The 24368-nt window shown below is 60.2% G+C and carries 19 protein-coding genes; 8 read left to right on the top strand and 11 right to left on the bottom strand.

Features of this window, described 5'->3' with window-relative positions; all coding sequences use genetic code 11:
• The coding region (locus tag OEZ49_RS15160; RefSeq protein ID WP_263389105.1) for a tandem-95 repeat protein at positions 1-1748 on the bottom strand (1748 nt) is incomplete at its 3' end.
• Between the two features lie 226 nt (positions 1749-1974).
• Between OEZ49_RS15160 and OEZ49_RS15155 the strand changes: the two genes are divergently transcribed.
• Positions 1975-4194, top strand: a complete 2220-nt coding sequence (locus OEZ49_RS15155; RefSeq protein WP_263389104.1) for a CHASE2 domain-containing protein — start codon at positions 1975-1977, stop codon at positions 4192-4194.
• Positions 4195-4196: 2 nt separating this feature from the next.
• Here OEZ49_RS15155 and OEZ49_RS15150 read toward each other — a convergent pair whose 3' ends face one another.
• The 7 genes from OEZ49_RS15150 to OEZ49_RS15120 all read right to left on the bottom strand — a co-directional run bounded on the left by OEZ49_RS15150 (position 4197) and on the right by OEZ49_RS15120 (position 12614).
• Entirely contained in the window at positions 4197-5519 is a 1323-nt protein-coding gene (locus tag OEZ49_RS15150) for an HlyD family type I secretion periplasmic adaptor subunit (RefSeq protein ID WP_263389103.1), read from the bottom strand.
• Positions 5519-7723: a type I secretion system permease/ATPase gene (locus OEZ49_RS15145; RefSeq protein WP_263389102.1), complete on the bottom strand. Its 2205-nt coding sequence runs from the start codon at positions 7721-7723 to the stop codon at positions 5519-5521. The genes OEZ49_RS15150 and OEZ49_RS15145 overlap by 1 nt, the downstream gene beginning before the upstream one ends.
• A complete protein-coding gene (locus OEZ49_RS15140) occupies positions 7720-9102 on the bottom strand; it encodes a TolC family protein (RefSeq protein WP_263389101.1) in 1383 nt (460 codons plus the stop codon). The genes OEZ49_RS15145 and OEZ49_RS15140 overlap by 4 nt, the downstream gene beginning before the upstream one ends.
• Positions 9103-9527: 425 nt before the next feature.
• A complete protein-coding gene (locus tag OEZ49_RS15135) occupies positions 9528-10958 on the bottom strand; it encodes an amidase family protein (protein WP_263389100.1) in 1431 nt (476 codons plus the stop codon).
• A gap of 83 nt (positions 10959-11041) precedes the next feature.
• Entirely contained in the window at positions 11042-11611 is a 570-nt protein-coding gene (locus OEZ49_RS15130; RefSeq protein ID WP_263389099.1) for an SCO family protein, read from the bottom strand.
• Complete coding sequence (locus tag OEZ49_RS15125; RefSeq protein WP_263389098.1) at positions 11611-12171, bottom strand: hypothetical protein; 561 nt, start codon at positions 12169-12171, stop codon at positions 11611-11613. Before OEZ49_RS15125 ends, OEZ49_RS15130 begins: the two co-directional genes overlap by 1 nt.
• Complete coding sequence (locus tag OEZ49_RS15120; RefSeq protein ID WP_263389097.1) at positions 12168-12614, bottom strand: hypothetical protein; 447 nt, start codon at positions 12612-12614, stop codon at positions 12168-12170. Before OEZ49_RS15120 ends, OEZ49_RS15125 begins: the two co-directional genes overlap by 4 nt.
• Before the next feature lie 172 nt (positions 12615-12786).
• Between OEZ49_RS15120 and OEZ49_RS15115 the strand changes: the two genes are divergently transcribed.
• Entirely contained in the window at positions 12787-13596 is an 810-nt protein-coding gene (locus tag OEZ49_RS15115; RefSeq protein WP_263389096.1) for a class I SAM-dependent methyltransferase, read from the top strand.
• Between the two features lie 9 nt (positions 13597-13605).
• Here OEZ49_RS15115 and prpE read toward each other — a convergent pair whose 3' ends face one another.
• The 3 genes from prpE to OEZ49_RS15100 form a co-directional block, all read right to left on the bottom strand.
• Entirely contained in the window at positions 13606-15495 is a 1890-nt protein-coding gene (gene prpE, locus OEZ49_RS15110) for a propionate-CoA ligase PrpE (RefSeq protein WP_263389095.1), read from the bottom strand.
• 224 nt (positions 15496-15719) lie between these two features.
• Positions 15720-16109, bottom strand: coding sequence for a GFA family protein (locus tag OEZ49_RS15105; protein WP_263389094.1), 390 nt, complete (start codon positions 16107-16109; stop codon positions 15720-15722).
• A 42-nt stretch (positions 16110-16151) separates the two neighbouring features.
• Positions 16152-18425: an NADP-dependent malic enzyme gene (locus tag OEZ49_RS15100; RefSeq protein WP_263389093.1), complete on the bottom strand. Its 2274-nt coding sequence runs from the start codon at positions 18423-18425 to the stop codon at positions 16152-16154.
• Positions 18426-18572: 147 nt separating this feature from the next.
• On the opposite strand from OEZ49_RS15100, the gene OEZ49_RS15095 reads away from it, so the two are divergent.
• The 6 genes from OEZ49_RS15095 to upp all read left to right on the top strand — a co-directional run bounded on the left by OEZ49_RS15095 (position 18573) and on the right by upp (position 24341).
• Entirely contained in the window at positions 18573-19658 is a 1086-nt protein-coding gene (locus OEZ49_RS15095) for a cupin domain-containing protein (RefSeq protein WP_263389092.1), read from the top strand.
• A gap of 141 nt (positions 19659-19799) precedes the next feature.
• A complete protein-coding gene (locus OEZ49_RS15090) occupies positions 19800-20192 on the top strand; it encodes a cytidine deaminase (protein WP_397545673.1) in 393 nt (130 codons plus the stop codon).
• A gap of 3 nt (positions 20193-20195) precedes the next feature.
• On the top strand, positions 20196-21506 hold the full coding sequence (locus OEZ49_RS15085) for a thymidine phosphorylase (protein WP_263389090.1): 1311 nt from the start codon (positions 20196-20198) through the stop codon (positions 21504-21506).
• Entirely contained in the window at positions 21503-22714 is a 1212-nt protein-coding gene (locus tag OEZ49_RS15080; RefSeq protein WP_263389089.1) for a phosphopentomutase, read from the top strand. Before OEZ49_RS15085 ends, OEZ49_RS15080 begins: the two co-directional genes overlap by 4 nt.
• Positions 22711-23712, top strand: coding sequence for an adenosine deaminase (locus OEZ49_RS15075; RefSeq protein ID WP_263389088.1), 1002 nt, complete (start codon positions 22711-22713; stop codon positions 23710-23712). The genes OEZ49_RS15080 and OEZ49_RS15075 overlap by 4 nt, the downstream gene beginning before the upstream one ends.
• Positions 23709-24341 carry a uracil phosphoribosyltransferase gene (gene upp, locus OEZ49_RS15070; protein ID WP_263389087.1) on the top strand — a complete coding sequence of 211 codons (633 nt, stop codon included), beginning with the start codon at positions 23709-23711 and terminating at the stop codon, positions 24339-24341. Before OEZ49_RS15075 ends, upp begins: the two co-directional genes overlap by 4 nt.
• Positions 24342-24368: the final 27 nt, after the last annotated feature.

Raw genomic sequence — 24368 nt, 5'->3', positions numbered from 1 at the left:
AAGGTGAGGGGGGTGTCCTCGGCGGTGGTGCGGCTGTCATCTCCGGCGAAGGGGGCGTCGTTGACCGGGGTGACGGTTAATGTAACAACCCCGGACGAAAATCCGCCTTGGCCGTCGGAGACAGTGTAGACAAACGTGTCCGTGCCAGAAAAATCCGGGTTAGGCGTATAGGAAAAGGCCCCGTCCGGAGAGATGTTGAGCATCCCATGCTCGGGTGAGGTCGCAATAGTGACAAAAAGTTCATCTCCGTCAATATCGCTGTCGTTGTTCAGAACAGAGCCCGAGATCGTGCCATCTTCGTTCAGAGTGAACCGGTCTGGAACAGCATCAGGTAAATCGTTCACAGCAAGGACATTGATCGTGACTGTGCCAGAGAGGACTTCTCCGTTGCTCGACGTCACACTGTAGGTAAAGCTGTCGGTGCCAAAGAAGTTCGGCTCTGGGGTGTAGGTGAAAGATCCATCTGTTGAAAGCCGGACTGAACCATTATTAGGCGAATCCTGAACCGAGAACGACTCTGGGCGAACCGATCCGACCTCAAAGGCGATTCGTCCTTCGATCGGTGAATTGCCCCCGGCATCCTCGTTTCCTGTTATGACCAAGTCTTGAGGATCCGGTGTGTCAAAGGGATCACGAACATTGTCTATGTTTGGGCTGACCCTGCCTTCATTGAACTGAGATTCTTCATCAAACTGTAAATCTTCATTCTCCGGAACTTCGTCCGGTTCAGCAGGTGATTTCAAATCATCCAGTTGGGGCCTGGATGGTGTTCCATGGAAATTATGCGACCCGATTTCGACGTAGTTCTCGCCAAGGAGAAGGCGTTGCTGCGCTGAGGCAAAGGCCGCAAGAGCATCGGCTATCAGGTCGGCATCTTCGGCTTCATCACCTACGGCACGGGGCAACTCAATCGCAATGCCCTCGACCGCAGAGATCAGCCAAGCGGTATCTGTCGCGGTGATGGTGGTGATTAGCGTGTTTTCTAAATCATAGACGTCAATTGTTCCCAGATGCCCATCCGGGTCATAGTTCAACGCGACCGTGAGGCGCGTTACTTCTTCGACCTTGGACAGCAGGGCCGAGACGTTGGTGCCGCGAATGCCCATCGTAGCCGCTGGAGTGGTGACGTCCATGTCACCCGTCTTGGCCACTTGCCCGGCGATGAAAACAAAGCCTCCGTTTATCAGGTTGAACTTGCTGCTATTGTCGGTTCCTTCGGGCGAGTAGACGAGTTCGTCAATCACCATGCGAGATGACTCGGACAGTGAAAATATTGTGCCATCTGCGAATGTGACAGACACGCGCCCATCGCTGTCGGTCAGCAAAACATCGTTGGCATAGATCTTGGTGCCGATATTCAGATCATCAATCGATCCATCGAGACGCTGCACATGTGCGCCGCCGGACAACAGTTCAACCTGACCAATTGGGATGGAAGCTTGCGCCGCACCGACCTGGGCGAAGAGAGAGTCGAGCCCGGCACCGGATAACAGACGAACTGTGTCACCGTGCAGCACGCCACCGTCGGAAGACACCAGATCGCGCGGATCAAGTTCAGAAAAATAGTTAATTATTCTAAGGGATTGCCCTTCTGTGTCGACAATATTCAGGTCCGAACCGACCTTCACAAACTCGGCTGTAAAGAGCTTCAAATCAGAGGGCAAGAATATCGGGCCGTCTTCGGTATGCAAAATTTGCCCGAAGGAATGCTGAGGATCAAAGTCAAGTTCAGCGGTCGCTCGAACCATGCTCAAGCTCCGTTACAAAGGAAAATATGAACAAAAGGTTAACACACCTAGGCGATTCGACCTAAGAGATTCAAAAATAGGGCGAAATCGAGGCGCTCTGCCGGGAAATTTTTGAAACTTCCTCAAGTGTAAAAAAATGTGGCTAAGATAAGCAACTGTTTCCACTCGTCCTAGATCAGCGAGTCGTTGTTGTTCGCAGGGCAGATCAAATTGGAAGACCAAGTTCGTGGCTTTATGGAAAGCGAGAAAACTCAGTTGGAGCCGCCTTTCGGGCTTCCTGCTCGTGTTTGCTCTTTTGACCTTGCGAATTGTCGACCCGATTTTCGTCGAACGTTTGCGCCTGCAGGCGTTTGACCAGTTCCAGCGTCTAAATCCCCGCGAAATTGCACCGTTTCCAGTTGCTATTCTGGATATCGATGACCGTAGCCTGAGTGAAGTTGGCCAATGGCCTTGGCCAAGAACGACGATCGCTGAACTGACGGATCGAGTGTTTCAAGAGGGCGCTGCCGCGATGGCCTACGACATAGTGTTCTCGGAACCGGACCGGCTGTCGCCAAATGCGATTGCGGCCGACAACCCTGGGATTTCCAGTGAAATTCGTTCCCAGTTGATGCAACTTCCGAGTAACGACACGGTTCTCGCACAGTCCTTTTCTCGTAATCGCGTTGTATTGGGTGAAACGAGTGTGCGCAGCGGCTTGCAAGCGTCCGGGGTAGAGCGGGAGATTCAAAAGGTCCCGCATGCAATTATCGGTCCGGATCCGAGACCTTACATGTTGAAATTTCCAGAGCTGGTTCAGAACTTGCCGATCCTGAATGAGGCTGCGCCCGGGCGCGGGGTGTTTACCGTTTTACCCGATGCGGACGGTATTTACCGACGCGTTCCAATCGTGATGATGGTCGAAGGCGCGTTGCGGCTCAGTCTTTCCTTGGAACTTTTGCGTATCGCCACAGGAGGCGACGCCTTTGCCGTGCGGACCAACGATGCGGGAATAGATGGCGTCGTAGTTGCAGGGCAGGTGATCAAGACCCAAGGCGACGGTACCGTCTGGACACGTTTTTCAGCCTCAAGCTCCAATCGGTTTGTCTCTGCCGCTGACCTGCTTCAAGGCAAGGTGCCGCAAAATCGTTTGGCGGGACATCTGGTGCTCGTGGGTACTTCAGCCATTGGTTTGGAGGACTTCCGTGCGACGCCTTTGGGCGTGCCGATGGCCGGGGTCGAAATACATGCTCAATTGCTGGAAAACGTTTTAGCTGGTACGCTGTTGAAGCGCGAGAATATCGCCGATGGAAAAGAGCTGCTAACTGCGGCGGCCATGACAATTCTTGTCATTGCGCTCGCGCCTATGCTGCACGCCGGTGTCTTGATCATAAGTACGTTGGTGCTTGTGTCTGCTTATGGCATTTACTCCTATCTGATGTTTTTGTGGCAGAGTCAGTTGGTTGATCCCACATTCCCGATTGTCGCGACAATGTTGACCGTCATGTTAATGTCGAGCACCAACTATTTGCGCGAGGAACGCCGCAGGAACCGTATCCGGAACGCCTTTGGCCAGTACGTAACGCCCGCTCTGGTGGCGCAGCTTGCCGACAGCATGGACGCGCTCAAGTTGGGAGGTGAGCGCCGCGATCTTTCTGTTCTGTTCAGCGACGTGCGTGGGTTCACGACGATCTCGGAAGAGTTCCGTGACGATCCCCAAGGACTTACCAAGCTGATGAACGAGATGCTCACTGTGATGTCCGAACCTATCCTGAAATCCGGGGGCACAATCGACAAGTTCATGGGTGATGCGGTGATGGCATTCTGGAACGCTCCGCTAGAGACCAAAGATCATCCACGTGCCAGTTGTCGTGCCGCTCTGGAAATGGTCCGTGCGGTTGAAGAGTTCAACCGCAACAGGATGGCAAACCAAGTTGGAAAAGAACCGGTCCACCCAATCCATATGGGAGTGGCGGTAAACTCCGGTCCCTGTTTTGTCGGCAACATGGGCAGCAACAGCCGTTTCGACTATACCGCGTTGGGCGATACGGTGAACGTGGCGTCACGCCTTGAAGGACAAACAAAGCATTACGGAATGTCGATTATCATCGGCGAGAGAACAGCCCAGATCGTCGATGGCGAGTTTGCGTTGCTGGAACTGGACCTTATCCGGGTCAAAGGCAAGCATGAACCTGAACGGATATTTGGTTTGATGGGCGGTGAACGGCTGGCAGGCAGCGATGAGTTCAAAACGTTATCCGCCACCAGCGCCGAGATGCTGACTGCCTATCGTACGGGGCAGTGGCAGAAAGCTCTGGAACTCATCGCGGCGATGGAGCGCCAAGCTGCCCGTCTTGACCTCGACCTGCACGACTATTGTGCTCTATTCAGTGGACGCATAGCACGGCAGAGCGAGTTGCCGGAGGACCCTGATTGGGATGGGATCTTCGATGCATCGGAAAAGTAACCTCAGCGCTCTCGCATCGCCTCATATTGAGCTCGCCGTATCGGCTTGAGCAGATAGTCCATCACGGTTCTCTTGCCTGTAAGAATGTCGACTTTGGCAACCATTCCCGGAGAAATCGGCAGTGGATCGCTTTCGGGGCCCAAAAAGTTTTGGTCCGTTTCCACGACCACTTTGAAAAACTCCGTACCGTCTTCGGCGGTAACGGTGTCTGCTCCTATCCGCTCGACACGGCCTTTTAAGGATCCGTAGATCAAGTAGTCGTAAGCCGTGATCTTGATTGAGACTTCAGCTTTTGGTTTCACAAACGCGACATCGGTTGGGCGCAGGTAGGCTTCGATTATCAGGCCATCGTCGGTCGGGACAATTTCGGCAAGGGGTTGGCCGGGCGCCACCACCGCGCCGGGAGTATTGATAGCAAGTGCGTTTACAGTGCCGCGCAGTGGTGCGCGTATCATTGTTCGGGCGACCCTGTCACTGGCGGCACGCAGGGTCTCCTCCACTACGGAAAGCTCTACCTGTAATTGGGCTAATCGCTGGCGAGCGGTCAACAGGTATCCCGAACGCGCAACTTCGATTTCGGATCTGGCCTGGGTAATCGCGGACTGGAGCCGGGCCTTTGTCGCTTCGCCGACCGCCAAGTCGCCCTCCAGCGCCGCCAATTGGGAGTTTAAACGCAAAAGTTCGATCTTTGGGAAAACCCCTGTTTGCGTCATGTTGGTGGCCAACTCTACCTCTTCCCGCAGGGGTTCGACCATCTTGCTGCGTTTCAGTTGCTGTGCTTCCAACTCGGCAAATTCGCTTTGCCGCTGAACTAAGCGATCATTCAAAACGTCGAGCTCGCGTGCCAGCTGATGACGACGGGTGTAAAACAGTTCGTGTTCCGCACCGGTGGCACGGGGATTTGTGCTCACCAGGTCATTCGGAAAGGAGACCTCCTCAGACATGTTCGATTCGGCGACGAGGCGTATCCGTTCTGCTATCAGGGCGCTGAGGCGCTGATTCAGTTCACCCATTTCCGAAGAAAAACGGGTGTCATCAATCTGCATGAGAACATCACCCTGTTGGACCAGATCTCCTTCGGATACGTCGATGCTTTGCACGATCCCGCCTTCAAGGCTCTGAACGATCTGAACCTTGCTTGACGGGATCACCTGACCATCGCTGCGGGTGTATTCCTCGATTTCACTTGAGTTGGCCCAAAAAAAGAATGCACCGACTGCGGCAGCAATCAAAAGCAATAGCCGCCGTGATAAGGCGCTACCGGCCTTTCGCCCCATCGAAGTGGGTCTGTTTGAATAGGTCGCTTCGATACGCTGGCCGAACACTACGCACCTGCCCGTTGTTCGGACGTCGTGCCGCTGCGCAATGATGCCAGCACCTGCTCGCGGGGACCATCAAGTACGACTTTACCCTTGTCCAGAACAACAAATCGGTTTGCGACTGCCGCAACCGGCTGCCGGTGCGTGCACAGGATTAACCCAGTCTCTCGATCCAGGTCCTCGCCAAGCCGGCGGCAAACCCGCGTTTCCATCTCCTGATCCATTGCGTTTGTTGGTTCATCGAGGAACAGAAGCTTTGGCTCGCGCAACAATAGACGCGCCAGCGTAAGGGCCTGCATCTGGCCACCTGACAGCCTCATGCCCCGGTCCCCGATGAAAAGTTCCAACCCCTCCGGGGTCGCTGAAACGAACTCGTCAAGCCCGGAAAGGAAGAGCGCCCGTTCGATTTCAGACTGAGTGCTGTTTGGTCGCCCGGTCAGCAGGTTATCGCGGAGTGTTCCTGTAAAGAATTCACAGGTTTGCGGGAGATACCCTATCCCTTCACGAAGCTCTGTCGGGTCGAACTGGCTCAAATTGTGGTTGTCGATCAGCAATGTTCCACTGTTTGGCGCGATCAGACCAGCCAGCATCATGCCCAAAGTCGACTTGCCCGAACCGACCCGCCCCAAAACCGCGACCCGCTCGCCAGGGGAAATGACGAGGTTGATCCGATCCAGAGCGGTCACGCTGCTGCCCGGATAGCTGAATGTAATGTCCCTGAGGGCAATCGCTCCCTTTCGGACACGCAAGTTTGAACGCACCACCGCCGTCCGCTCGACAGGAGCGGCCATGAGGTTATTTAGGGCGTGTAGCGATTTGCGCGCGTACTGTGCCCTGAAGATGGTCTGCGCGATAGTCGCAAGAGGCGCCAACGCTCGCGACGACAGGATGTTGGCTGCAATCAGCCCACCGATGGTCACGTCACCCTCAACCACTAGGTAGACACCCCATAGGATGATCCCTACGCTGGTCAATTGTTGTGTGGCAATTGTCATGCTCTGGGTGAAGTTGGCCCAAATGCGCGAATAGCTTCTCAAACGAGTAGAAGCGGCAACCGCTTCCTCCCAATACCGCTGCATGATGTGTTCCGCGTTCAGCGTCTTGATTGTCGTCACGCCGGACAACGCTTCGGAAAGCAGACCCATTCGACGGGATTCCACCTCGATGGATGATTTGGCCGCTCGTGCCAACGGGATTTGCGCCAAAACAGCGGCTGCTAAGGTGACGAAAATCGCCAGGAGTGGTACATAGGCCAGCGGTCCCACGATCAGGAAGAGCGCCCCGATAAAAACGCCGACGAACAAGAAATCGACCGCGGCGATAAAGGACGCGGATGCAAACAGCTCTCTGATAGATTCGTACTCCCGCACCAGGGACGCAAGTCCGGCCGCGCCTACTTCTCTCGCCGTTAGCCGGATATTCATGACCTGGCGAAACAGGTCCGACGCGATTTTCAGGTCGACGCGTCGGCTGATCTGCTCTAGCAGGCTGCTCCTGATTTGGCGCAGCAACAGATCAAGGCCGATCGCGATGCATACTCCCGTGGCCAATGTCCAAAGGGTAACTGTCGAAAATGTCGGAATCACCCGGTCATAGACATTCATGACAAACAGCGGCAGCGCCAGCCCCATCAGGTTTATCAGCAGAGTGGCGATCATGACATGGAGCCAGCCACGCCAGTTCTGGCGCACCGGTCTCCAGAACCAAGACGAACCGGGTGCGTCGACGCTGTCGTCGTATGCTACACGGGGTCTGGCATTTTCATCTTCCATCGGGGTAACCAGCAGAAGATCGGGCTTCACGCGTCCCTCTACGAGTCGCAGCGTCTGGATTTCATCTGTTTCAGAGCCAGGTTCCCGGGTGGTGGCGGTCCGGTTCTTGGTATCTATTGCATTTATTATCAATGGTTTGTTGCGGCTGTCGAATGCGATACACGGTAGCACGACAGGATCGAGATGGCGTAGTTTAGTGCGATGCAATCGCGTTCTGAACCCAAGGGTTGCCAGAGCCAATTCCAGATCTTCAGAATTGTCGAGATTCGCGCCCGCCGGAAGTCGCGACAAGACAGCCGTCTGAGTGAACGGTCGCATGTAGTAGTCGGCAAACCATTGCACCAATCGCAAGCCTGGCCGTTCACCGACATGAACAAGGGACGGGCTTACTACGTCCTCGACGTCAAGTCCTTTATCCTTACTTGTTCCTTCATTCATCTTTTCACGATCGGAACCGCCCGATCAACGACGTCAAGAGGCTTCTGCAACTCGTTCGCTTGTACTGCCAGCAGCAGCGCCTCTCCCGTACTGTCGATGCCAAAATACTGGGCAAGCCTACTTTGCGCGGCAAGCATGCGATAAGCATTAAACGTGGCTCCGGCCCTTGCATCAATCAACTCGATGCGAGACCTGAACAACTCGGTTTCGCCGATAAGCAGATCAAGCAGGCTGCGCGTGTCCAACTGGAATTCCAGTGTGTATTGGTCGACCAAATCGTGATTGAGTGTCACCTGCTTGGCGGCAATTGTTGCTATCCGTTGGCTCGACTGAAAGCTCGACCATGCGTTTTCGGCGATTTGCTGCACTTCGCGCAATGTGGCCATCCTCAAGTACAACGCTTCGTTTTGACGTTCCAGCAACGCAGCCCGGCGTTCGCTGCGTCCGCCATTGAACAGTTTCCAGTTGAGGTCGACACTGATGAAAGAGCGGTTTTCGTTACCGCTCGCCCCGTCGAGGTCCGCCCCGACAGAGGCACCGGCTCTCAGGTTTACTTGCGGTAAGTACTCCGCTTCGTTGGTCAGCTTTTCAAACTTTCTGACGTCAACATTCGCTTGAGCTTGCTTGACCCTGAAGTTGTTCTGAATGCTGGAGGCGATCAGGTCGTTGAGGCTTGACGGCAGTTTCGGAAGACCCGGAGCATTCAAGCCAGGTACGTTCGGCGTGCCGACCAATTCTCTGTAGCGAGAGCGGGACATTTCCAGTTCGTTGGAAATCTCGCTGATGGTGATACGCACAGTCTCGACCCTGCTCTCCACCTGCAACTGGTCACTAAGAGGCAGCTTTCCACCAGCAACCTGCTCCCCGACACGTCGTGCAATATCAAGGTGGCGCGCCAGATGGTCATTGGCTGTCGCAAGGATGTTTTGGTTCCGCACAACATCCATATGGGCCTGCACAACCAAAAGCGCCATCGTTTCCGAAGCGTCGAGATATTCGAACATGCTCCGGTCCAGCTGGGCGGCCCGGGTGAAAATAGTGTTTGCCCTCTTGTAACCGTCAAAAAGCGGCAAGCTCGCTACAACACCAATTTCTCTTGCGGTTTTTGTGCGCGCATTGTCGATGGCGGATAGCCCGTTAGGGTCGTCCACATACTCAGGTCCAATGGTGCCAAAAAGCGAAACCGTTGGCAGGTAAGTTCCACGCATCTCAAGCAATTCAAACGCAGCGGTCCGAACCGCGGCATCATGAGCCTTTATCCTGGGATTCGAAGAAAGAGCAGTTTGAACGGATGTTTTCAGTTCATGTGCTCTGGCCGGAGAAATGCTTTCGCCAAAGACCGAAGAAAATACCAATACAGTAAATAAGACACGTTTCATTTAACAGATTCCTGTTCCCCATCCTCCAAAGATACACACAAATTGCCCAATTCGTTAATTTCTTTTTTTGCGCCGGTTTCGAAAGAAAACCGGTTGGGAAACCGGGTAGGGCCCTTAAGTCTTGGTTTTGCCAAACATGAGCCGTCTACCGTTTTCGGCAGCCACCCAAACGGCATCCTTTAGGCCTTCGCGAGTTCGGTCCGCCGCACAAGTTTGCTGCGTATTGTTGAGGGTCCGATTTCGCTCAACTCCGCGCGATTGGTCCAGTTTGAATGTCGAAGTATGACTTGCATTGAACCTGCCCGGCGGTTGCGTCGGGGCTGCGTGATCGCGTGGGGCGATCTTCGAGCGATACTCACAAGGCTAACGAAGCATTTCCTGGCGGAAATGAACCGCGTCAGCCTCGAAACAGGGCAGGCTGACGCCTAGGCCATCTGCGACCAAAGCTGCGTGCACATGCGACCAATGCGGGCCTCGATTGCGGCGGCTGCATCCACCGCCATATCCTCGCGCCAGCGCCGCGCGGTGATCTGAACGTTGATCGGTTGCGATCCCTTTGGCAGATTGGCCAGCCGTGTCGGCACGCAGGCAGCGGGTAGGCCCATGAAGTTCATCGCATAAGACCAGACCGCGGCGCCCAGGACCTCGTGCACGCCCTCGGCGCCCTCGGTGTCGCGGTCGGGGCCAAAGAAGGGTTGCGGCAGGAACGGGCCAAGCACCAGCGGGTAGCGTTCCAGAAACAGCGACCATTCACGCGCATAGTGGCTGCGCTTGGCCATCACCTGCAACAGTTCGGTGCCGTGAAAGGGCGGGAACTCCTGAAAATAGACCTCGAAGATATCCCGCACGGTTTGCGATCCATAGGCCTCCACATCCGCCTTCATCAGCGCCCAGACCTCGCCCATCAGGGCACGGTATCCGGCGCGCCCTGCCTCGAAGGCGTCGGGGGTCTCGACCTCTTCGACCAGATAACCGGCATCGCACAGCGCGTCACGAGCAGCGTCCAACGCCGCCTCGACCTCGGGATGCAGGTCATAGCCATAGGTTGCCTTGGTAAAGGCCACCCGGATTGGCCCATCGACCGGGGTGCCCCGCCAGGGAAGGGGCACATGGAACGGATCGCGCGGATCGGATGCGATCAGGCTGGGCATGGCCAGGTGCAGGTCGGCGGCCGAGCGGGTGATCAACCCCTGCACCGACATGGATTGCGCCAGCATGCCACGCTCGGCCTTCTGGCTGGGGTTCCAGGCGGGGACCCGGCCAAGCCCGGGTTTCACCGTCACGGCACCGTTGGCCGCGGCGGGAAAGCGCAGCGAGCCACCGATGTCGTTGCCATGGGCCAGCGCGCCAATGCCGGCCATCACGGCGGCACCAGCGCCGCCCGATGAACCACCGGGCGAGATATGCCTTCCCCACGGATTGTAGGTGCGTCCGTGCAGCGGATTGTCTGTATCGGCACGGAACGAGAACTCAGGCGTATTGGTGCGCCCGATCACCACCGCGCCCGCCGCTTGCAGGTTGCGAACAACTGGCGCGTCATCGGGCGCAATCATGTCTTTCAGCGCGGTCACGCCGTTGGTGGTGGCATATCCGGTCTGGTCCACATTGACCTTGATGGTGACCGGCACGCCGAACAGGGGTCCGGGCGCCGCACCCTCGGCACGAGCCTTGTCCAGCGCGCGGGCGCGGTCCATCGCCTGTTCGGTGCAGCTTTGCACCACCGCGTTCAGGCTGGGGTTAACCGCCTCCATCCGGTCGATTGCGGCGCCGACAGCTTCTTCGGCGCTCAATTCCCCGGTGCGTGTCCGCGCGACGATTTCATTCGCATCCAACTGCCACAGCGTTGCCTGTGTCATTCTCCGACCTCCCTTGCCGCTAATCGGAGGTTAGGCGGGGCGGAGTGGGTTGACCATGGGCGAGGAAAATCAGTGACGTAAGGTCACCTCGTGTCTTCCGGTAGATACTTCCTGGCCAGTTCGACCACTCTGTCCGAGGTCAGGATCGGGGGCACAAGGGTCAGCACCTTGCCCTCGGCGCTCAGCAGGTAGACAAAACTGCCATGAGTATAGACTGGCCCGTATTCCGGATCGACATAGGCCAATTCCTTTTCAACCGAAAACGCGTCATAGGCGGTCCGCAATTCGGCTTCGGTCCCGGTCAGACCGACAAAATCTGCATGGTATTTTGCCAGCGGCGTACCCATGGTTCCGGGCTGGTCACGCTCGGGGTCTACGGTAATCATCACCGGCGTGACAGTGCGCCCCTCTTCTTTCAGCCGATCCACCGCTTCGGCCATCATCGGCATTGCGACCGAACAGATGCCGGGGCAGTTGGCGTAACCGAAAAACAGCAACTGCCCATGCCCGTCCGGGTCAATTTGGCTGCGCCGCTGGTTGTACTGATCAGTCAATTCGAACGCTCCGCCGAGTGCGAAGGGCAGCGGGCCATTGCCCGCGCCCGATGTCGTGGCCGCCAGCAAGGCGGCCACAAGGGTCAGTCGAGCCAGCATCAGAACCAGTCCTTGATGAATGCCTCGTCGGTTTCCAACCCCAGACCAAGATACCCGTCCTTGGCGATCTCGCTATTGACGCGCGGATCGCGGCGGAACCACGGGCCTTCGCCGGCTGCCTCGGGATTCTCGGCACCCCAGACTTTGGTAAAGCGGTTGGCCTTCTCCCATTCGCCGCCGGGCAGGCGGATCTTCTGAACCTGATAGACATGTTTGGCGCCCAGATCGGGGTCGTCGATCATTAAACCGTCCACCTCAACCGTCTGGCCGCAATAGGGGGCCAGGTCGGCAGCGGCGCCGGAAAACACCGGCTGCCCGTTCTTGAGCGGCAGGACCATGACATTGTCGACGCTGCGCAACAGGCCCAACTGCCGCTTGCCCGCGCCGCAATCGGCCGGGCAGTCGCCGGTCAGCTCACAGAGCAGATCGACCACCTTGGCCTCAAAGAACGCCGGTTTCTCGGCGTAGAGGTTCCAGGCGTTTGCGGTTGAACCGGCCGAAAAATCCTGAGCCATGGCGGGGCTGGCCAAGAGCGCCAGCGCGAGGGAAAACCGTCTCATTCCTTGGGCTCCGGGATGGCGAAGCCGGGCACGGGGCCAAAGTCTTCGTGGTTGAGATTGGTGATGCCCAGATCGCTGATCACCTGGTCGACGATCAGATAGTTGATACCGTCACGCTCGTAATGCATCCCGTCTGCCTCGACCATATGCGAGGCAAGGCGGAGCGCGGTATCGCCCCCGGCCAGCTGGTCGTCCTGCTCGATCTTGAGCACCATGTAGATGGTACCGTCCTCGGCCTGCAATCCCACCGGGATGCCACCCGCCGAGCACCACAGGGCGCAGGTGTGGTGGGCCGAGCCGACCACCGCCTCGGGGCCGCCCATGACACCGGAGTAGTAACACCAGGTATCGATCAATTCGCCGGTGACCTGGATGCGATGCCCCTCGGCCGCGGCGGCGGGCAGGGCAAGGCAGCAGGCCAAGGCAGACAGCAATGCGCGCATCGGCATCTCCTCTGTTCTGTCGGGTTCCCGCAAAGGCTAGAAAGCCGCGCGATATCTGGCAACCGGGCGAGCGGATACATTCGATCACAGTTTCTTGGGGTCTCGTAAAGACTTCGCTCAGTCCGTGCCGGTTTTGTGCTATGATCGCGCCGTCACCTCGGGGGAGGGTACGATGACCGCGAACGACACGGCCTTTGCCGGCGACATACCCGACATATACGACAGCTATCTGGTTCCGCTGATCTTTACGCATTACGCCGATGACCTGGCGCAGCGCGTTGCCAGCCATCTTGTCCACGATGTTCTGGAAACTGCGGCGGGCAGCGGGGTTGTTACCCGCGCCCTGGCGCCGCTGCTGTCCCGGGACGCCCGATACGTGGTGACCGACCTCAATCCGCCGATGCTTGACCGCGCCCGCGCGATTCAGGGCGAAGATAGCCGCATCAGCTGGCAACCCGCCGACGCGCTTGCCCTGCCTTTCGAGGATCAGAGCTTTGATGCGGTCTGTTGCCAGTTTGGCGCGATGTTCTTTCCTGACCGGGTTCGCGGCTATGCCGAAGCGCGGCGCGTTCTGCGGCCCGACGGGCGGTTCCTTTTCAATATCTGGGACGGGATCGAGCACAACGAATTCGCGCAGGTCGTGACCGAGGTCGCCTCGACCCTGCTGCCCGCCACGCCGCCGCATTTCCTGGCGCGCACGCCACATGGCCACGGATACCCCGAGCGTATCCGTGCAGAGCTGGAGCAGGCCGGATTCAGGCATGTCGTCATCGACAAGGTCACGGCGACCAGCCGCGCGCCCGATCCGTCGCATCCGGCCATCGCCTATGTGAGGGGCACCCCGATGTATGGCGAGATCGCCCCGCATGGTGAGGCCATGGTCCGGCGGATCATCGAGGCCGCGACAGAAGAAATCCGCGCCCGTTTCGGAACGGGCGCGGTCAAGGCGAAAATGCAGGGTTATGTCATCACGGCAAGCTGACCGAGATCGTCACTTGGCATAGCCCAGCGTTTGCAGCGCGACCTTGATCTCGTCCAGGATGGCCGGATCGTCGATCGTGGCGGGCATCTTGTATTCCTTGCCATCGGCGATCGACACCATGGTGCCGCGCAGGATCTTGCCCGAGCGGGTCTTGGGCAGGCGGTCGACCACCACGGCCAGTTTAAAGGCCGCTACGGGGCCGATCTTGTCGCGCACCAGCTTGACCACCTCTTTCACCACTTCCGCATGGTCGCGGTTGCAACCGTTGTTGAGGCAGAGGAACCCCAGCGGCATCTGACCCTTGAGATCGTCGCTGACGCCGATCACCGCGCATTCGGCCACGTCCTCGTGGCTGGCCAGCACTTCCTCCATGCCGCCGGTGGATAGGCGGTGGCCCGCGACGTTGATCACGTCATCAGTGCGCGCCATGATATAGAGGTATCCGTCCTCGTCGATCATGCCGGCGTCACCGGTTTCGTAATAGCCGGGGAAATGCTCCAGATAGGATTTCCTGAACCGCGCCTCGGCATTCCACAGACCCGGTAGGGTGCCCGGCGGCAGCGGCAGTTTCACCGCGATGGCGCCCAATTCGCCGGGTTTCATCTGGTGGCCGCCCTCGTCAAGAATCTGCACGTCATAACCCGGCATCGCTTTGGCGGGAGAGCCTAGCTTGACCGGCAATTCCTCGATCCCCAACGGGTTGCCGGCGATGGCCCAACCGGTCTCGGTCTGCCACCAGTGGTCGATCACCGGCACACCCAGCGCCTTTTGCGCCCAGACGATAGTATCCGGGTCGGCCCGTTCACCCGCCAGATACAGCGCCTTGAGGCAGCTCAGGTCGTATTTCGCCAGCATCTCGCCCTTGGGATCCTCGCGCTTGACGGCGCGGATCGCGGTGGGGGCGGTAAAGAAGCTCTTGACCTTGTGCTCGGAAATCACCCGCCAGAAGGTGCCCGCATCGGGGGTGCCCACGGGCTTGCCCTCGAACACGATGGTGGTATTGCCGTGGATCAGCGGGCCATAGCAGATATAGCTGTGGCCAACGACCCAGCCCACATCGGATGCCGCCCAGAACACATCGCCTGGATCGACGTTATAAATGTTCTTCATCGTCCAGTTCAGCGCAACCAGATGGCCCGCAGTCGGGCGCAGCACGCCCTTGGGCGCGCCGGTGGTACCAGAGGTATAGAGAATATAGGCCGGGTGGTTACCTTCGACCGGCACGCATTCGGCCGGTTCGACACCGTACTGGAAGCCGTGCCAGTTGAAATCGCGCCCCTCGATCAGCTTGGCCACTTCCTGCTCGCGCTGGAAGATGACGCAGAACTCGGGCTTGTGCCTGGCCAGTTCGATGGCGCCGTCGAGGAGGGGCTTGTAATGCACCACGCGGCCCGGCTCCAACCCGCAAGAGGCGGCGATGATCGCCTTGGGCCGGGCATCGTCGATGCGCACCGCCAGTTCATTGGCGGCAAAGCCGCCGAACACTACCGAATGGATCGCGCCCAGACGGGCGCAGGCCAGCATCGCCTCGAGCGCCTCGGGGATCATCGGCATGTAGATGATGACGCGGTCACCCTTTTCCACACCCTTGGCGCGCAGGGCACCGGCCAGCATTGCCACCCGGTTGCGCAGTTCGACGTAAGATATCTGCCGCTTGGTGTGGGTGATCGGGCTGTCATAGATGATGGCGGTCTGCTCGCCACGACCGGCCTCGACATGACGGTCCACCGCGTTCCAGCAGGTGTTGACTTTGGCATCCGTGAACCATTCATAGAGCGGCGCGTTGCTGTCATCGAGCGCGCGGCTGGGCGCCTCGACCCAGTCGATGCTCTTGGCGGCTTCCATCCAGAAGGCTTCGGGATCGCTCTTCCAGCTCTCGTATACGTCCTGATATGCCATGGCGTCCTCCTCACGTTCGGCTGGATGGTGTGTTAGGCATAGCGCTGCAATCGGGCAAGCCGGTCAACGGACGTAGCGTCACATTATCGCAATAAATTTGCAGAGATGGCCTGGATCGGCCTGCAAATTTTTGCAAAGATGCCGTTTGAGCCTCGTTTTGACGGAAAATACAGCTATTTTGCAAAACTGCAAATTTTCGAACTGCAAATAGCGTGGAATCGGGTTCAGCCTGGAGTGCGGTCGAACCGGGGCAGGTCGTCCTTCAATTCAAGCCAGGGAAGTCGTGCGGCGTGGAATACGTGAAACCGGGGAGGCAGAACCGACGGGTCCTCCAATGTCGCCGTGTAAAGATGAATGTTCACCCGATCATCGGCGTTGCGATAGGCCATCTGAGTGCCGCAGGTGCCGCAGAACAGCCGCTCGACCCGGTCGGACGAGCGGTAGATGCGCGGGGCGTCGCCGCCCCACTGAACGCTGTCATGGGGCAGGCCGAAAAACGCGGTGACCGGGGCGGCGCAATTGCGGCGGCAATCGGCGCAGTGGCAATAGCAACTCCAGGCGACCTTACCGTCGCTCTGCCAATGGACCGCGCCGCAATGGCAATGTCCCTTCATCCCGGTCTCTCCCTTTGAACGGCCAAAGTGCCGCCCCAAGGATCAACCGTAATGGGCCACCGGCGTTCCCGCAATGGCCGCCATGTTCAACAACCCGCGCGCGGTGATCGAGGGCGTCACGATATGCGCCCGGTTGCCCATGCCCATAAGGATCGGCCCCACCTCGATACCGCCCGCCTTCATCTTGAGCACGTTGCGCACACCGCTTGCGGCATCCGCATGGGCAAAGATCAGCACATTCGCCGCCCCTGTCAGCCGCGAGTTTGGAAAGATGCGCTGGCGCAGTTCGGGGTCCAGCGCGCTGTCCAGGTTCATTTCGCCCTCATAGGTGAAATTGCGCGGTCGACTGTCGAGTATCTCAATCGCCTGCCGCAGCCGCAGGCCCGAGCCTTCGGCCTGGTTGCCAAATTGCGATTGCGAGCAAAAGGCGATCTGCGGTTCGATGCCAAAGCGGCGCACATGACGCGCGGCGCCCAACGTGATCTCGGCCAGTTCTTCGGGGCTGGGGCGGCTGCGCACATGGGTGTCGGCGATAAAGAGCGGTCCGTCTTCCAGGATCATCAGAGACAACGCGCCATGCGGGCGCAGATCCTTGCCGCCCAGCACCTGTTCGACATAGTTCAGATGCCAGCGGTATTCGCCGAATGTGCCACAGATCAGGCTGTCGGCCTCGCCCCGATGCACCATGATGGCACCGATGGCGGTGGTGTTGGTGCGCATGATCGCTTTTGCAATGTCCGGGGTCACCCCGCGCCGCTCCATCAACCGGTGATAGGACGTCCAGTAGTCGTAATAGCGCGGGTCGTTTTCCGGGTTCACGATCTGGAAATCCTGACCCGGGCGCACCGACAGACCCATCTTCTCGCAACGCGCCTCGATCACTTCGGGGCGGCCGATCAGGATCGGCGTCTCGGTGGTCTCTTCCAGAATGGCCTGCGCCGCGCGCAGCACCCGTTCGTCCTCGCCCTCGGCAAAGACGAGCCGCCGCGCCGCCTTGGACGCCGCCTCGAAGACAGGGCGCATCAGCAGGGCGGATTTGAACACGCTCTGGTTCAGTTTCTGCCGATAGGCTTCCAGATCGGCGATTGGACGGCGGGCCACGCCGCTTTCCATCGCGGCGCGCGCCACGGCAGAGGAGACGACTCCGACAAGTCGCGGGTCAAAGGGTTTGGGGATCAGGTAGTCAGCCCCGAACGTCAGCTGCTCGCCCTGATAGGCCGCCGCCGCCTCGGCGCTGGTGGTGATACGGGCGAGTTCGGCGATGCCTTCGACACAGGCGATCTGCATGGCATCGTTGATCTCGGTCGCGCCCACATCCAGCGCCCCGCGAAAGATGAAGGGAAAGCAAAGGACGTTGTTGACCTGGTTCGGGAAATCGCTGCGACCGGTTGCGATGATCGCGTCCGGGGCGACCGCGCGCGCCGCGTCGGGCAGGATTTCGGGCGTGGGGTTGGCCAGTGCAAAGATGATTGGCCGTTTCGCCATGCGCGCCACCATCTCGGGCGTCAGCACATTGGGCCCGCTCAGGCCCAGAAACAGATCGGCGCCCTCTACCACATCGTCCAACGTCCGCAGATCGGTGGCCTGGGCAAAGGCCGCCTTTTGCGGGTTCATGTCCTCGACACGCCCCTCATAGACCAGCCCGTGAATATCGCAGAGCCAGATGTTCTCCCGCTTCACCCCAAGTTTCAGCAACATGTTCAGGCAGGCGATCCCGGCCGCCCCGCCACCGGTCGAGACGATCTTGATATCGGCAAATGATTTGCCCGCCACATGCAGCGCGTTGCGCGCCGCCGCCCCGACCACAATCGCGGTCCCATGCTGGTCGTCATGAAAGACCGGAATGTTCATCCGCTCGCGGCACAGCTTCTCGACAATGAAACAGTCGGGCGCCTTGATGTCTTCGAGGTTGATGGCGCCGAATGTCGGCTCCAGCGCGCAGACGATATCGGCCAGCTTTTCCGGGTCGCTCTCGTTCACCTCGATATCGAAACAGTCGATGCCCGCGAATTTCTTGAACAGAACCGCCTTGCCTTCCATCACCGGTTTCGAGGCCAGCGCGCCGATATTGCCCAGCCCCAGAACCGCGGTGCCGTTCGACACCACCGCCACCAGATTGCCGCGCGCGGTATAGGTCTCGGCGGTGCTGGCATCGGCCTTGATCTCCAGACAGGCCTCGGCCACGCCCGGTGAATAGGCGCGCGCCAGGTCGCGGCCATTGGCCATCGGCTTGGTGGCGCGGATCTCCAGTTTCCCGGGCTTCGGATAGGCGTGGTAATCAAGCGCCGCCTGGCGCAGGCTGGGCTGGTCGGACATCTCGTCAAATTCCTCCTCGGGAAACTAGTTTAGCATTAAACTATATCTTTACGCAGGGGAACAGGGCATTTCAGGTTACAAGGTCGCAGGCGGGTTATTGCAAATTGTCACCCTCACGGCCACTGTCCCAGGTAAGAGGAGACAGCCATGACCGACACGATCGCCGAAATGCGCCTGCCCACGGACGAGCTGCGCGACGATATCCCCTTTTACACCAAGGTTCTGGGTATGCGGATGGACATGATCTATCCTGCCGATGACCCGCGTATCGCGGTGTTTTCGGGTCATGGCCTGCGCCTGCGCATCGAAAAGGGCGCGCCCGAGTCGCCCGGCACCCTGCGCATTCTCACCGAGGATCCGGACGGTTTCGCCGATGGCCAGCGCAGCCTGATTGCGCCCAACGGCACACGGATCGAGATAGAGGAGCGCCACCCGCCCCTGGTGATGCCACAGACCGAACACACATTCGTGGTGCGCCGGCTCAAGGATCAGGCGCCCTGGATCATCGGTCGCGCCGGCATGCATTACCGCGATCTGGTGCCTTCTCGCCTCGGTGGCTCGATCATCGCCAGCCATATCCGCATCCCCGACGGTGGGCCAGTGCCGGACATGGTGCATTTCCACCGCGTGGGCTTTCAGCTCATCTTCTGCATCCATGGCTGGGTCGACGTCGTCTACGAGGATCAGGGCGACAAGATGCGCCTGACCGCCGGGGATTGCTTCATCCAGCCGCCCGAAATCCGCCACCGGGTGCTGGAGGCCAGCGACAACGTGCAGGTGATCGAGATCGGCGTGCCCGCCGAACATGTCACCGAGATCGATCACGAGATGACCCTGCCCACCCCGCACCTGCGCCCCGACCGCGAGTGGCAGGGCCAGCGCTTTGTCTACAACCGCGCCGAGGGCGCCGAATGGTCCCCCTTTCGCCTGCCGGGCTATGTCTGCCGCGACACCACCATCGCCGCCAACACCAAGGGTGTGGCCGGGGTGCAGGTGGTGCGCCGGGGGCAGGGTGCGCCGCAATGGGCCGCTCATGACACCGATATCCTGTTCACCTTCGTGATGAACGGCACTGTGACGCTAGAGGGCGAGGGGCGCGATCCGTACCCGCTGGAACAGGGCGATGCCTTTGTGATTCCACCGGGCATGCGCACCTACCTGTCCGGCCCTTCCGACGATATCGAGCTGCTTGAAGTTACCTTGCCCGGAACCTTCAACACCACGCTGGGCTAAAGCCGCGTCATTTCGCCGAAAATACTCCGGGGGCGTCCGCAGGACGGGGGCAGCGCCCCCTTGCCCGGCGGTTCCCCTCGCGCGCGGATGCGGGATGGGGTATGCATTTCCGACCAGATGATCAAAAACCGGGGAATCGCCATGAGCCTCAAATCCGCCGCCCTGACCGTTCGTGAAAACGCCCATGCGCCCTATTCCCGGTTCAAGGTGGGCGCGGCGATCCGGGCCGCCTCGGGCGCGGTCTATTCCGGTTGTAACGTCGAAAACATCGCCTATCCCGAAGGCACCTGTGCCGAAGCGGGGGCAATCGCCGCAATGGTCGCCGCTGGTGAAACCCGGCTGACCGAGGTCTATGTGGTCGCGGACAGCCCCGCACCGGTACCGCCCTGCGGTGGCTGCCGCCAGAAACTGGCTGAATTCGGCGACCCGGATGTGGTTGTGACCATGGCCAATCTGGAGGGCGTTGAAACCGCGATGACCATTGGCCAACTCCTGCCCGGCGCTTTTGGAGCGGCCCATATGGACAAAAGCTGAGCCATGGACGCCCGCGCCATCATTGCCCGGCTCAGACGGCACGAGGTGCCGAGTGCGGCTGAATTGACATGGTTTGCCCAGGGCCTCGCCGATGGCACTGTCAGCGACGCTCAGGCAGGCGCCTTTGCCATGGGCGTCTGCATGGGGCGGCTCGGCCCAGGGGGGCGCGCGGCGCTGACGCTGGCCATGCGCGATACCGGTGATGTGCTCAGCTGGGATTTTGACGGGCCGGTGATCGACAAGCATTCCACGGGCGGGGTGGGCGATTGCGTCAGTCTGGTGCTGGCGCCCGCGCTTGCCGAATGCGGCGCCTATGTGCCGATGATCTCGGGCCGGGGGCTGGGCCATACCGGCGGCACGCTCGACAAGATGGAAGCGATCCCCGGCGTCACCACTCAACTCGGGCCTGACCGGCTGACGCAGGTGGTTCGCGACACCGGGGCCGCCATTGTCGGCGCCACCGCGCGCATCGCACCCGCCGACAAGCGGCTTTATGCCATCCGCGATGTGACGGCCACGGTCGAAAGCCTCGATCTGATCACCGCCTCGATCCTGTCCAAGAAACTGGCCGCCAGCCCCGACGCGCTGGTGCTGGACGTGAAACTGGGCAGCGGCGCGTTCATGAAGTCGCCGGACGAAGCGCGCGCCCTGGCCCGCGCCCTGACCGAGACCGCCAATGCCGCCGGGTGCCGCACCTCGGCCCTGATCACCGATATGAGCCAGCCGCTGGCGCCCAGCCTCGGAAACGCGCTCGAGGTGGGTGAGGTGATGCGGGTGCTGACCTCTGGCCGTGCCGACGACCCGCTTGCGCAACTTTCGGCGGAACTGGGCGGCGTGCTGCTCTCTGACGCAGGGCTGGCACCGGATGCGGCCAGCGGCGCCGACCTGATCCGGGCCATCATCGCCGACGGGCGCGCAGCCGACCGCTTTGGCCGCATGATCGCGGCTGTCGGCGGGCCGGTGCAGTTCGTCGAAAACTGGCAGCGGTTCCTACCCGAGTCGACCGTTATCCGCGAGGTTCCCGCCCACGCGTCAGGCTATGTCACCGCCATCGACGGCGAGGCGCTGGGCCTTGCCGTTGTGGCGCTGGGCGGCGGGCGGCAGGTCGAAAGCGATACCGTCGATCCTTCGGTCGGCCTTTCCCGCGTGATCCGTCTGGGCTCATCGGTCAGCACCGGAACCCCGCTCGCCACCATCCACGCCGCAAGGCAAGAGGCGGCAGAGGCCGCAGAGGCGGCGCTGCGCGCCGCGATCACCATCGAGGAGACGCCCGGCAAGCTGCCACCGCTGATCCATGAAAGGATCACACCATGACGCGCGCCTTTCTCGTGGTGATGGATTCTGTCGGCATCGGTGGTGCACCTGATGCCGATACCTTCTTCAACGGCGATCGGCCCGATACCGGCGCCAACACGCTGGCTCATATTGCCCAGGCCTGCGCGCGCGGTGACGCGGAAGAGGGGCGCAGCGGCCCGCTGCATCTGCCCCATCTCGACCGGCTGGGCCTTGGTGCCGCCACCCGGCTCGCCTCGGGCGCGGCCACACCGGGGCTGGCGGCGGACCCCTCGGGCCTCTGGGGCTGCGCCCGCGAACACAGCCGGGGCAAGGATACGCCCTCGGGTCATTGGGAACTGGCGGGCCTGCCGGTGCCGTGGGACTGGCACTATTTTCCTGATACTATTCCCGCCTTTCCGGATAATCTGGTACAGGCGGTGGCCGAGGCCGCCGGCAGCGACGGCATCCTGGGCAATTGCCATGCCTCGGGCACGGTGATCATCGACCGCCATGGGGTCGAGCACATGCATACTGGCAAGCCGATCTGCTACACCTCCGCCGACAGTGTGTTGCAGATCGCCGCTCATGAGGAAACCTTTGGCCTCGACCGGTTGCTGGCGCTGTGCAAGGCCGTCGCGCCGCGCCTGCACGAAATGAAAGTCGGGCGGGTGATCGCGCGACCTTTCGTCGGCTCGCCCGAAACCGGGTTCACCCGCACCACCAACCGCAAGGATTTCGCCATCACCCCACCCGCGCCGGTGCTGACCAACTGGGCAAAGGATGCGGGCCGCCGCGTGCATGGGGTGGGCAAGATCGGCGATATCTTCTCGATGCAGGGGATCGACGATGTGGTCAAAGGGTCGGATGCCGAGCTGATGACCCATCTCGCCCGGCTGGTCGCCACCGCCGAAGAGGGCAGCCTGACCTTCGCCAATTTCGTGGAATTCGACAGCCTTTATGGCCACCGCCGCGACATCAGCGGATATGCTCGCGCGCTGGAGTGGTTCGACCGCGAGATCGGGAAAATCCTGCAAAGCCTGCGCCCCGGCGATCTGATGGTTCTGACCGCCGATCATGGCAACGACCCCAGCTGGTCTGGCACCGATCACACCCGCGAACAGGTGCCGGTGCTGGTCGTCGGGCGCGGGGCAGGGCAGATCGTACAGGTGAATTTCGCCGATATCGCCGCCTCGGTTGCGGCGCATCTGGGTATTCCGGCACAGGGACCGGGGAGGAGTTTTCTGTGAGCGAAGAACAACCCCCGGTCGCCGACCTGCCCAAGGTCGAATTGCACCTGCACCACGAAGGTGCTGCACCGCCGGCCCTGATCCGGCAGCTGGCGCATGAGAAAAAGATCGACCTGCGCGGCATCTTCAAGCCCGATGGGTCCTATGATTTCCGCGATTTCACCCATTTCCTGAGCATCTACGAGGCCGCTTCCTCGGTGTTGACCGGACCCGAGGAATTCCGCCGCCTGACCTGGGCCATCTTGGAACAAAGCGCCGAGAACGGGGTGGTCTATTCCGAGACCTTCCTCAGCCCCGATTTCTGTGGCGGCGGCGATGTCGCCGCCTGGCGCGATTACCTTGCCGCCATCCGCGATGCGGCGGATGCGGCCGAGGCGAAACTGGGCATCACTCTGCGTGGCATTGTCACTTGTGTGCGTCATTTCGGCCCCGATCAAGCCAAGCGCGCCGCGCGCTGTGCCGCCGAGACGGCGGGCGACTGGATCGTGGGGTTTGGCATGGGGGGCAACGAGGGCGTGGGCAAACAGGGCGATTTCGGCTGGTCCTTTGACTGCGCGCGTGAGGCGGGGCTGAGGCTCACCACCCATGCGGGCGAATTTGGCGGGCCCGACAGCGTGCGAGACGCGGTACGCCTGCTGGGGGTCGAGCGCATCGGCCATGGCGTGCGCGCTATCGAGGACGCCGATCTGGTACATGAACTGGCCGACCGCGGCATCACGCTCGAGGTCTGTCCCGGCTCGAACGTGGTGCTGGGCCTCTACCCCTCGTTTGCGGCCCATCCCATCGCGCGGCTGCGCGATGCGGGCGTCCGCGTCACCGTATCCACCGACGATCCACCGTTTTTCCATACCACGATGCGGCGGGAGTATGAGATGCTGGCCAAGGCCTTTGGCTGGGGGGCTGAGGATTTTGCCGACCTGAACGCCACCGCGCTCAGTGCGGCATTCTGCGATGAAGACACCCGAAGCCGGGTTGCAAAAAGACTGGAGACATCATGAGCCAACATCTGACCGTCGTCGACCATCCGCTGGTGCAGCACAAGCTGACGCTCATGCGCGACAAGGGCACATCGACCGCCTCTTTCCGGCAACTCCTGCGCGAGATCACATTGCTACTGGCTTATGAGGTCACCCGCGAGTTGCCGTTGACGACACGCGGCATCGAGACCCCGCTCGAAGAGATGGATGCGTCGATCCTTGCAGGTAAGAAGCTGGCGCTGGTGTCGATCCTGCGGGCAGGCAACGGCATGCTGGATGGTGTGCTGGAACTGGTACCTTCGGCACGGGTCGGCTTTGTCGGCCTTTACCGAGACGAGAAAACGCTGCAACCGGTGCAATATTACTTTAAAGTGCCAGAGGGGTTGCAAGATCGAATGGTGATTGTTGTCGACCCGATGCTGGCCACCGGCAACAGTTCTGCCGCGGCCATCGACCTGCTGAAACAAGCTGGCGCCACCGACATCCGGTTTTTGTGCCTGCTCGCGGCGCCCGAAGGTGTCGCGCGGATGAAGGAGGCACACCCGGATGTGTCTATCGTCACTGCATCGTTGGACCGAGCACTGAACTCCAAAGGCTATATCATGCCCGGTCTCGGCGATGCCGGGGACCGCATGTTCGGCACGAAATAGGGTGAATCTGCGGCAAGTGTCGCTTTA

The organism is Ruegeria marisflavi (assembly GCF_025673445.1).
Lineage (GTDB): Bacteria > Pseudomonadota > Alphaproteobacteria > Rhodobacterales > Rhodobacteraceae > Ruegeria_B > Ruegeria_B marisflavi.
Note: the sequence above shows the minus strand (reverse complement) of the source record. Positions and strands in the feature narration are given on the sequence as shown.

Coding starts and splice junctions, on each gene's coding strand:
- OEZ49_RS15115 (WP_263389096.1), top strand. CDS start 12,787: ATGACCGCGAACGACACGGCCTTTGCCGGCGACATACCCGACATATAC.
- OEZ49_RS15125 (WP_263389098.1), bottom strand. CDS start 12,171: ATGAGACGGTTTTCCCTCGCGCTGGCGCTCTTGGCCAGCCCCGCCATG.
- upp (WP_263389087.1), top strand. CDS start 23,709: ATGAGCCAACATCTGACCGTCGTCGACCATCCGCTGGTGCAGCACAAG.
- OEZ49_RS15090 (WP_397545673.1), top strand. CDS start 19,800: ATGAGCCTCAAATCCGCCGCCCTGACCGTTCGTGAAAACGCCCATGCG.
- OEZ49_RS15130 (WP_263389099.1), bottom strand. CDS start 11,611: ATGCTGGCTCGACTGACCCTTGTGGCCGCCTTGCTGGCGGCCACGACA.
- OEZ49_RS15105 (WP_263389094.1), bottom strand. CDS start 16,109: ATGAAGGGACATTGCCATTGCGGCGCGGTCCATTGGCAGAGCGACGGT.
- OEZ49_RS15120 (WP_263389097.1), bottom strand. CDS start 12,614: ATGCGCGCATTGCTGTCTGCCTTGGCCTGCTGCCTTGCCCTGCCCGCC.
- OEZ49_RS15095 (WP_263389092.1), top strand. CDS start 18,573: ATGACCGACACGATCGCCGAAATGCGCCTGCCCACGGACGAGCTGCGC.
- OEZ49_RS15140 (WP_263389101.1), bottom strand. CDS start 9,102: ATGAAACGTGTCTTATTTACTGTATTGGTATTTTCTTCGGTCTTTGGC.
- OEZ49_RS15135 (WP_263389100.1), bottom strand. CDS start 10,958: ATGACACAGGCAACGCTGTGGCAGTTGGATGCGAATGAAATCGTCGCG.
- OEZ49_RS15145 (WP_263389102.1), bottom strand. CDS start 7,723: ATGAATGAAGGAACAAGTAAGGATAAAGGACTTGACGTCGAGGACGTA.
- OEZ49_RS15100 (WP_263389093.1), bottom strand. CDS start 18,425: ATGTCCGACCAGCCCAGCCTGCGCCAGGCGGCGCTTGATTACCACGCC.
- prpE (WP_263389095.1), bottom strand. CDS start 15,495: ATGGCATATCAGGACGTATACGAGAGCTGGAAGAGCGATCCCGAAGCC.
- OEZ49_RS15080 (WP_263389089.1), top strand. CDS start 21,503: ATGACGCGCGCCTTTCTCGTGGTGATGGATTCTGTCGGCATCGGTGGT.
- OEZ49_RS15085 (WP_263389090.1), top strand. CDS start 20,196: ATGGACGCCCGCGCCATCATTGCCCGGCTCAGACGGCACGAGGTGCCG.